Source organism: Anoxybacillus sp. FSL W8-0104 (assembly GCF_038004465.1).
GTDB classification, from domain to species: Bacteria; Bacillota; Bacilli; order Bacillales; family Anoxybacillaceae; genus Anoxybacillus; species Anoxybacillus flavithermus_G.
Map to the genome: position 1 here is coordinate 185,021 of NZ_JBBOQU010000001.1, position 7,480 is coordinate 192,500.

General features: G+C 42.7%; 7 protein-coding genes and 6 tRNA genes. 12 read left to right on the forward strand and 1 reads right to left on the reverse strand.

Features of this window, described 5'->3' with window-relative positions; translation table 11 throughout:
• Positions 1 to 68 precede the first annotated feature (68 nt).
• The 5 genes from alr (at position 69) to NST18_RS01070 (ending at position 5,811) form a co-directional block, all read left to right on the forward strand.
• Positions 69 to 1,241, forward strand: coding sequence for an alanine racemase (alr, locus tag NST18_RS01050; RefSeq protein WP_004888742.1), 1,173 nt, complete (start codon positions 69 to 71; stop codon positions 1,239 to 1,241).
• Positions 1,242 to 1,446: 205 nt separating this feature from the next.
• The gene (iscB, locus tag NST18_RS01055) at positions 1,447 to 2,727 is read left to right on the forward strand and encodes an RNA-guided endonuclease IscB (protein WP_192949727.1); all 1,281 of its coding nucleotides are present in this window, start codon (positions 1,447 to 1,449) and stop codon (positions 2,725 to 2,727) included.
• A gap of 224 nt (positions 2,728 to 2,951) precedes the next feature.
• On the forward strand, positions 2,952 to 3,233 hold the full coding sequence (locus tag NST18_RS01060) for a CopG family ribbon-helix-helix protein (protein WP_003398486.1): 282 nt from the start codon (positions 2,952 to 2,954) through the stop codon (positions 3,231 to 3,233).
• 4 nt (positions 3,234 to 3,237) lie between these two features.
• Positions 3,238 to 3,588, forward strand: coding sequence for a type II toxin-antitoxin system endoribonuclease NdoA (gene ndoA, locus NST18_RS01065; protein WP_004888744.1), 351 nt, complete (start codon positions 3,238 to 3,240; stop codon positions 3,586 to 3,588).
• Positions 3,589 to 3,645: 57 nt separating this feature from the next.
• Complete coding sequence (locus tag NST18_RS01070) at positions 3,646 to 5,811, forward strand: Tex family protein (protein ID WP_035018396.1); 2,166 nt, start codon at positions 3,646 to 3,648, stop codon at positions 5,809 to 5,811.
• On the opposite strand, the gene cmpA is transcribed toward NST18_RS01070, so the two are convergent.
• On the reverse strand, positions 5,806 to 5,919 hold the full coding sequence (cmpA, locus tag NST18_RS01075) for a cortex morphogenetic protein CmpA (RefSeq protein WP_012573928.1): 114 nt from the start codon (positions 5,917 to 5,919) through the stop codon (positions 5,806 to 5,808). The two genes, NST18_RS01070 and cmpA, sit on opposite strands and share 6 nt — an antisense overlap.
• 72 nt (positions 5,920 to 5,991) lie before the next feature.
• On the opposite strand from cmpA, the gene NST18_RS01080 reads away from it, so the two are divergent.
• The 7 genes from NST18_RS01080 (at position 5,992) to NST18_RS01110 (ending at position 7,379) form a co-directional block, all read left to right on the forward strand.
• Complete coding sequence (locus NST18_RS01080; protein WP_004888746.1) at positions 5,992 to 6,447, forward strand: SprT family protein; 456 nt, start codon at positions 5,992 to 5,994, stop codon at positions 6,445 to 6,447.
• Between the two features lie 277 nt (positions 6,448 to 6,724).
• A tRNA-Asn gene (locus tag NST18_RS01085) sits at positions 6,725 to 6,799 on the forward strand.
• Positions 6,800 to 6,801: 2 nt separating this feature from the next.
• Positions 6,802 to 6,894, forward strand: a tRNA-Ser gene (locus tag NST18_RS01090).
• 16 nt (positions 6,895 to 6,910) lie between these two features.
• Positions 6,911 to 6,982: transfer RNA gene (locus tag NST18_RS01095), tRNA-Glu, on the forward strand.
• 39 nt (positions 6,983 to 7,021) lie between these two features.
• Positions 7,022 to 7,094 (forward strand) — tRNA-Val (locus NST18_RS01100).
• A gap of 8 nt (positions 7,095 to 7,102) precedes the next feature.
• Positions 7,103 to 7,178: transfer RNA gene (locus NST18_RS01105), tRNA-Asp, on the forward strand.
• Between the two features lie 126 nt (positions 7,179 to 7,304).
• Positions 7,305 to 7,379: transfer RNA gene (locus NST18_RS01110), tRNA-Gln, on the forward strand.
• Positions 7,380 to 7,480 lie beyond the last annotated feature (101 nt).

Below are 7,480 nucleotides of genomic sequence, written 5' to 3' on the forward strand. Positions count from 1 at the left end.
TTGTTGACATGATGCAAGGGCAAAAGAAATAATCAAACGTGAACATATTTTTAAAGGGGCTTTGAAGGATGGAGCAAGCATTTTACCGCGATACATGGGCAGAAATTGATTTAGATGCGATTTTTTATAACGTACAGTCAATGAAACAGCATGTTGGATCTCATGTTGAAGTCATTGCTGTCGTGAAGGCGAACGCTTATGGACATGGGGATATTCAGGTGGCGAAAACAGCGCTTGAAGCAGGTGCAACACGTTTAGCCGTCGCTTTTTTAGACGAAGCGCTCGCTTTAAGAAAAAAAGGCATTTCTTTAGACGTACCGATTCTCGTACTTGGGGCAACAAACCCTCAATATGCGCCGTTAGCCGCTAGTCAAAACATTGCGCTAACTGTTTTTCGAGCGGATTGGTTTGAACAGGCGATCGTGTATGCCCCGTATGAACAACCGTTGAACGTTCACATGAAGTTAGATACAGGGATGGGGCGATTAGGAGCGAAAACAAAAGAAGAAGTACAGCAAATGATACACGCAATCGAACAGCATCCTAGTTTCATACTCGAAGGAGTATACACACATTTTGCAACAGCTGATGAACAAAATATAGACTATTTTTCGTTTCAATATGACACGTTTCTACACATGCTAGAATGGTTGTCGATTAAGCCACCGCTCATTCATTGCGCCAATAGTGCAGCAGGACTACGTTATCCCGATCGTATATTCAATGCGGTTCGTTTCGGTATCTCAATGTACGGATTAGCACCGTCGCAAGAAATGAAATCATTGTTACCTTATCCGTTAAAAGAAGCGTTTTCGCTTCACAGTCGCTTAACGCATGTAAAAAAAGTGAAAGGCGGAGAAAAAATAAGTTACGGAGCGACATATGAAGCAGAGACAGATGAATGGATCGGCACAGTTCCGATCGGTTATGCTGACGGGTGGTTACGTCGGATGCAACATTTTTCTGTGCTCATTGATGGAAAACGTGCCCCAATTGTTGGACGGGTTTGTATGGACCAAATGATGATTCGTTTGCCGTATGAGCTTCCTGTCGGTACAAAAGTGACGCTCATCGGTGAACAACAAGGGGACCGTATTTCCGTTGATGATGTTGCCGCGCATGTAAATACGATTAATTATGAAATTCCTTGTACAATTAGTTATCGTGTTCCCCGTATTTTTTTAAAAAACAAGAGTATAATTGAAGTCAACAACCCAATGACTAAAATCATGGGCTTGTAAGCCCCATGTTGATCAGACCAAGGCTTGAAACAGAGCCTACGTTATAGATGTCATGACACGTTCGGGTGCTTCTCCAGCCCGTTCCTCTGTCGTGCAAGGTTAAACAAGCGTGGTGGGTAGCGCTAGTGTCTTGCACATAACAAGCATCTATAACATGGTCGAGGAGAATATGACCTGCTTTATGCAGAGGAAAGGGGAGAACCCTATGGTTTTTGTGTTAGACACAAACAAACGTCCGCTTGCTCCTTGTCACGAAGCAGTTGCAAGAAAGCTGTTGAAACAAGGGAAGGCGGCGATTTACAGGCGATTTCCATTTACCATCATCTTGAAAAAATCAGTAGACGAATCAGAAATTAAAGCAACATATCGGCTAAAAATCGACTATGGAAGCAGGCATACAGGATTAGCGATTTTGCGAGGACAAGAAGTGGTATGGTTAGGGCAACTTGACCATCGCACAGACATCAAGGAAAGAATAGATAAAAGGCGTGCTTTTCGTCGAGCAAGACGAAATCGAAAAACAAGATACAGAAAACCACGCTTTCTGAACCGCAAGCGAAAGGAGGGGTGGTTGCCGTCATCACTAGAGAGTCGTGTGCAAAATATCCAAACATGGGTTAACCGCCTAAAGAAATTATGCCCCATTGGGTATATATCATACGAAAATGCCAAATTCGACACGCAACTCATGCGAAATCCTGAAATCAATGGTGTAGAGTATCAACAAGGCACGCTACAAGGATATGAAGTACGGGAGTATTTGCTTGAAAAGTTTGGGCGGAAGTGTTGTTATTGCGGAAAAGAAAATGTTCCACTTGAAGTGGAGCATATCATTCCAAAATCGAGAGGTGGAACAGACCGAGTGGATAACCTATGTCTTGCCTGTCATGACTGTAATCAGCGCAAAGGAAGTAAGACAGCAGAAGAATTCGGGTATCCGCACATTCAAAAGCAAGTCAAAGAATCATTAAAGGATGCAAGTGCTATCAACTCGACAAGATGGAAAGTGTATGAAGTGTTAAAGCAGACAGGATTAGATGTCGAGTGTGGAACAGGTGCACGAACAAAAATGAATCGTATTCGTTTAGACTTGCCGAAAACACATTATTTTGACGCTTGTTGTGTAGGCGAAAGCACAACAAATCACTTATATTTCAAAACAAAAGAAGTGTTATTTATCAAGGCAAAAGGGCGTGGTAGTCGCTCTCGTACAAACCTAGATAGATATGGCTTCCCAAGAGGTTATCTTGCAAGACAAAAATTCTTCTTTGGTTTTCAAACAGGGGACATGGTTAAGGCTGTTGTCCCAAGAGGGAAATATCAAGGCGTTTGGTTTGGCGAAGTCGCATGTAGAAAGACTGGAAGTTTCGATATTAAAGGCAAGGACGGAAAGCGTATCGCACAAGGAATAAATTATAGATATGTCCAAGTCATTCAGCGATTTGACGGATATGCTTATGGAAAGGGGGTGGCGGAACTTGCGTAAGGTGCAATTCCTCCCCGTGCCTAAAGGCAGGGGCTTCCTTGCGTAAGTTTCGTGAGAAATGCGGTATTATAGTAGATAGGTGCAAGGAGAACGGTATTTTTCGAAAAATTTCTACAAAAATTCAACAAATGATGCTGGAAATGACTTTGCATCGCGAAGATGAAATGGTATGATGTAAATTGGGAGCAACTATGTGGTTGTAGTTTAGTTGGAGGTGTGTGTTTGTGTCTGAATCCAGCGCAACAACAGAAATTGTTATTCGGTTACCACAGGCGTTAGTGAGCGAATTAGATGGAATTGTGAAGCAAGAAAACGGCAGCCGAAATGAACTGATTTATCAAGCGATGAAAATGTACATCCGTGAGCGGAAAAAACGTCAAATTCGAGAAGCGATGAGACGTGGGTATATGGAGATGGCGAAAATTAATTTGTCGCTTGCGTCGGAAGCTTTTCTTGCGGAATATGAAGCTGACCACACCGTTGAACGCTTAGTTAGCGGGGGGTAATCTTTTGATTGTCAAACGTGGTGACGTGTATTTTGCCGATCTTTCTCCAGTAGTTGGATCAGAGCAAGGGGGCGTGCGCCCTGTGCTTGTTATTCAAAATGACATCGGGAACCGTTTTAGTCCAACCGTCATCGTTGCTGCCATTACTGCGCAAATCCAAAAAGCGAAGTTGCCTACACATGTTGAAATCGACGCAAGGCGCTACGGATTTGAACGGGACTCTGTCATTTTACTTGAACAAATTCGGACGATTGATAAACAACGTCTGACAGATAAGATTACCCATCTAGATGATGAGATGATGGATAAAGTAGATGAAGCGTTGCAAATTAGTCTCGGTCTTATTGATTTTTAATATGCTGGAAAAATAGCTACGTTGTGTAGCTATTTTTGTTTAGGGGAGGAATTTTGTTTGGAGCTACTAAAGCAACTAGCTGCGCAATTAAACATTCCATTTATACATGTACAACACGTCATCCAACTTCATGAGGAAGGGAATACGATTCCGTTTATTGCGCGCTACCGAAAAGAAATGACTGGTGCGCTCGATGAAGTGCAAATTCGCACCATTTTAGATGAATGGAATTACTTGCAAAACTTAGCGAAACGAAAAGAAGAAGTGATTCGTTTAATCGATGAACAAGGAAAGTTAACGGATGAGCTGAAAGAAGCGATTACAAAAGCAACGAAACTGCAAGAGGTGGAAGATTTATATCGCCCGTATAAACAAAAACGACGAACGAAAGCGACAATCGCAAAAGAAAAAGGGCTAGAACCTTTTGCAGAATGGTTATTAACGTTTCCTAATGAGTCAATTGCAGAGCGAGCACAATTGTTTATTGATGAGCAAAAAGAAGTACATACGATCGAAGAAGTGATCCAAGGAGCGAAAGATATTATTGCTGAAAAAGTGTCAGATGATGCAGCCTTTCGGCAATGGATTCGTCAACAAACGTGGGAAACGGGCACTATTGTTTCTTTTGGGAAAGAAACGGAAAAAGACGAAAAGCGTGTATTTGAAATGTATTACGACCACCGTGAACCGATCGCCAAAGCACCTGCTCATCGTATTTTAGCGATGAATCGGGGTGAAAAAGAAGGAATTTTACGCATTGACATTGACGTAGATACGGACCGAATGACTGCATACATTCGTAAACAAATCGTAACGAACGAACAAGCATCGGCCGCTCCCATTGTTGTGGAAGCGATTGAAGATGCATATAAACGTTTAATTGCTCCGTCAATTGAACGGGATGTGCGAAATGAGTTGACAGAACGCGCGGAAGAACGAGCGATTCACATTTTCGCTGAAAATTTGCGTAATTTATTGTTACAACCACCATTAAAAGGGAAAGTTGTTTTGGGAGTAGACCCGGCGTATCGAACAGGATGTAAGTTAGCTGTCGTCGATGAAACGGGAAAAGTACTTCATATCGATGTCATTTACCCGCATCCTCCGAAAAATGAAGTTGAAAAAGCAAAAGAAAAATTAAAGCAATTACTTCATACGTATCAAGTGGAGCTAATTGCCATTGGGAACGGAACGGCATCGCGAGAGACAGAGCAGTTTGTAGCCGATACAATTTCTGAGTGGGACGGGAACGTGTTTTATTTGATCGTCAATGAAGCAGGGGCAAGTGTATATTCTGCATCAGATTTGGCGCGTAAAGAGTTTCCGCATTTGCAAGTGGAGGAGAGAAGCGCTGTCTCGATTGCCCGTCGTGTGCAAGATCCACTTGCTGAATTAGTAAAAATAGATCCAAAATCTGTTGGGGTCGGCCAATATCAACATGACGTGTCGCAAAAAAAGCTTGAGCAATCGTTGCAGTTTGTTGTTGAAACAGTAGTCAACCAAGTTGGTGTGAACGTTAATACTGCTTCTCCAACGTTATTGCAATATGTATCGGGCCTAACAAAGACGGTAGCTGAAAACATTGTGAAATATCGGGAAGAGCACGGGAAGTTCTCGAATCGCACGCAATTAAAACATATCCCACGCCTTGGCGCGAAAACGTACGAACAATGTATCGGGTTTTTACGTATTTTAGATGGGGATGAGCCGTTAGATCGCACACCAATTCACCCAGAGCGATATGAGGAAGTGTACCAACTGCTACATCGCCTTGGCTTTTCAACAGAGGCGATTGGAAGTGAGCAGTTGCGAGGGGCGCTTGAAGGAATTAACATCGAAGAGGTAGCACAAGAACTGAATATCGGCACATTGACACTTCAAGATATCATCGATGCATTGAATCGCCCGGAGCGTGACCCGCGTGATGATTTGCCAAAACCAATCTTAAAGAAACATGTGTTAAAGATGGAGGATTTAAGAAAGGGAATGGAGTTAGAAGGCACCGTACGAAACGTCGTCGATTTTGGGGTATTTGTAGATATTGGTGTGAAACAAGATGGACTTGTTCATATTTCGAAACTAAGTACGCGATATGTCAAACATCCGCTTGATGTTGTGTCTGTCGGAGATATTGTGAAAGTATGGGTTGATTCGGTCGATTTACAAAAAGAGCGCATCGCTTTAACAATGATTCCACCAACATTGGAAAACACACTGTCATGAGCAGTGTGTTTTCCGATAAAAAAACCAACATTGATTAAGAAGTTTAATTTGTGCGCGATTTTTCTCATAGTATGCACGCCGCATTTGATTTTTTAACCACATCGGCATAATGATCACCTTCAAATTGTTTTTTATTATGTTATGAGTAAAAGAGCCCAATGGTGAAAGGACGGAAGCAAAATGGATGAGTGTGAATTACAGGCGCTTGTTGAGCGCATATCGTTGGATGTATTCCATAAACCATTTCGTCATCGTGCGGTATTTAATGATCGATTACGCACGACTGGTGGGCGATATGTGCTTTCTACACATCATATCGAACTAAATAGAAAATATTATGAGCAGTACGGAGAAGAAGAACTCATTCAAGTCATTAAGCACGAATTATGTCACTATCATTTGCATCTTGAAGGAAAAGGCTATCGCCATCGCGATCGTGATTTTCGCGAATTATTACAAAAGGTACAAGCTCCACGTTTTTGTAAGCCTATTGTATTACCGAAGAAAGGGAAAACGTATTATTACGAATGTACATCATGTCGCTACATGTATGTGCGAAGAAAAGCAATACATACAAATCGATATGTATGTGGCTTTTGTCGTGGGAAATTGAAAAAAATAAAAAGAGAGTGTTGACAAGCCAAATCTTTATATGCTAAATTATAAAGGCCGTCGTCATTCAGCGAGAAATTGGAATAAAAAAAGGCGGTTGACAGATCAAAAAAGAGTAAATATAATATAAGCAGTCCTAATGATTGAGTTATTCCGCAGTAGCTCAGTGACGAGCGATACTTCGTCGACTAGGCTGCGAGTTGCCTCGACGCATTGATCATCACTGATTAGACGAGCAGAGGAAGAGGCAGTAAGTTTAATTGAAATCATGCTTAAGGCATATGAGTCACTTGCTTTTTATTCCGCAGTAGCTCAGTGGTAGAGCACTCGGCTGTTAACCGAGCGGTCGTAGGTTCGAATCCTACCTGCGGAGCCATTGGAGAAGTACCCAAGTGGCTGAAGGGGACGGTTTGCTAAACCGTTAGGTCGTTCTTTTACGGCGCGCGGGTTCAAATCCCGCCTTCTCCGCCACGAAGATGATAAACATGGCCCGTTGGTCAAGTGGTTAAGACACCGCCCTTTCACGGCGGTAACACGGGTTCGAATCCCGTACGGGTCATCTTTTGGAGTGCTCATTTTGTTCACTCCATTTTATTTCGGAGGATTAGCTCAGCTGGGAGAGCACTTGCCTTACAAGCAAGGGGTCGGCGGTTCGATCCCGTCATCCTCCACTCTTTGTGGTCCCGTGGTGTAGTGGTTAACATGCCTGCCTGTCACGCAGGAGATCGCGGGTTCGATCCCCGTCGGGACCGCCATTGTTTTGAAAATATTATATCAATGTCGGATAATTTCCCGAATTTCCTGACAGAAATTCTTGAAATTATCCTGCGGTGTTAACTCATGAAGCATATTCGTAGAAGTATTTCATGAAGTTATATCAATGGGCTATAGCCAAGCGGTAAGGCAACGGACTTTGACTCCGTGATGCGCTGGTTCGAATCCAGCTAGCCCAGCCATGAATGTGATGAGCCATTAGCTCAGTAGGTAGAGCACGATCGATTTAGCTTCTTTGAAAAGGCAACAGCGTACCGCTCGAGCTGCTACTTGATTAAGCATA

What these genes read in the sequence shown, in the direction of transcription:
- alr (WP_004888742.1), top strand. Translation starts at nt 69, where the DNA reads ATGGAGCAAGCATTTTACCGCGATACATGGGCAGAAATTGATTTAGAT.
- cmpA (WP_012573928.1), bottom strand. Translation starts at nt 5,919, where the DNA reads ATGCCGATGTGGTTAAAAAATCAAATGCGGCGTGCATACTATGAGAAA.
- NST18_RS01080 (WP_004888746.1), top strand. Translation starts at nt 5,992, where the DNA reads ATGGATGAGTGTGAATTACAGGCGCTTGTTGAGCGCATATCGTTGGAT.
- iscB (WP_192949727.1), top strand. Translation starts at nt 1,447, where the DNA reads ATGGTTTTTGTGTTAGACACAAACAAACGTCCGCTTGCTCCTTGTCAC.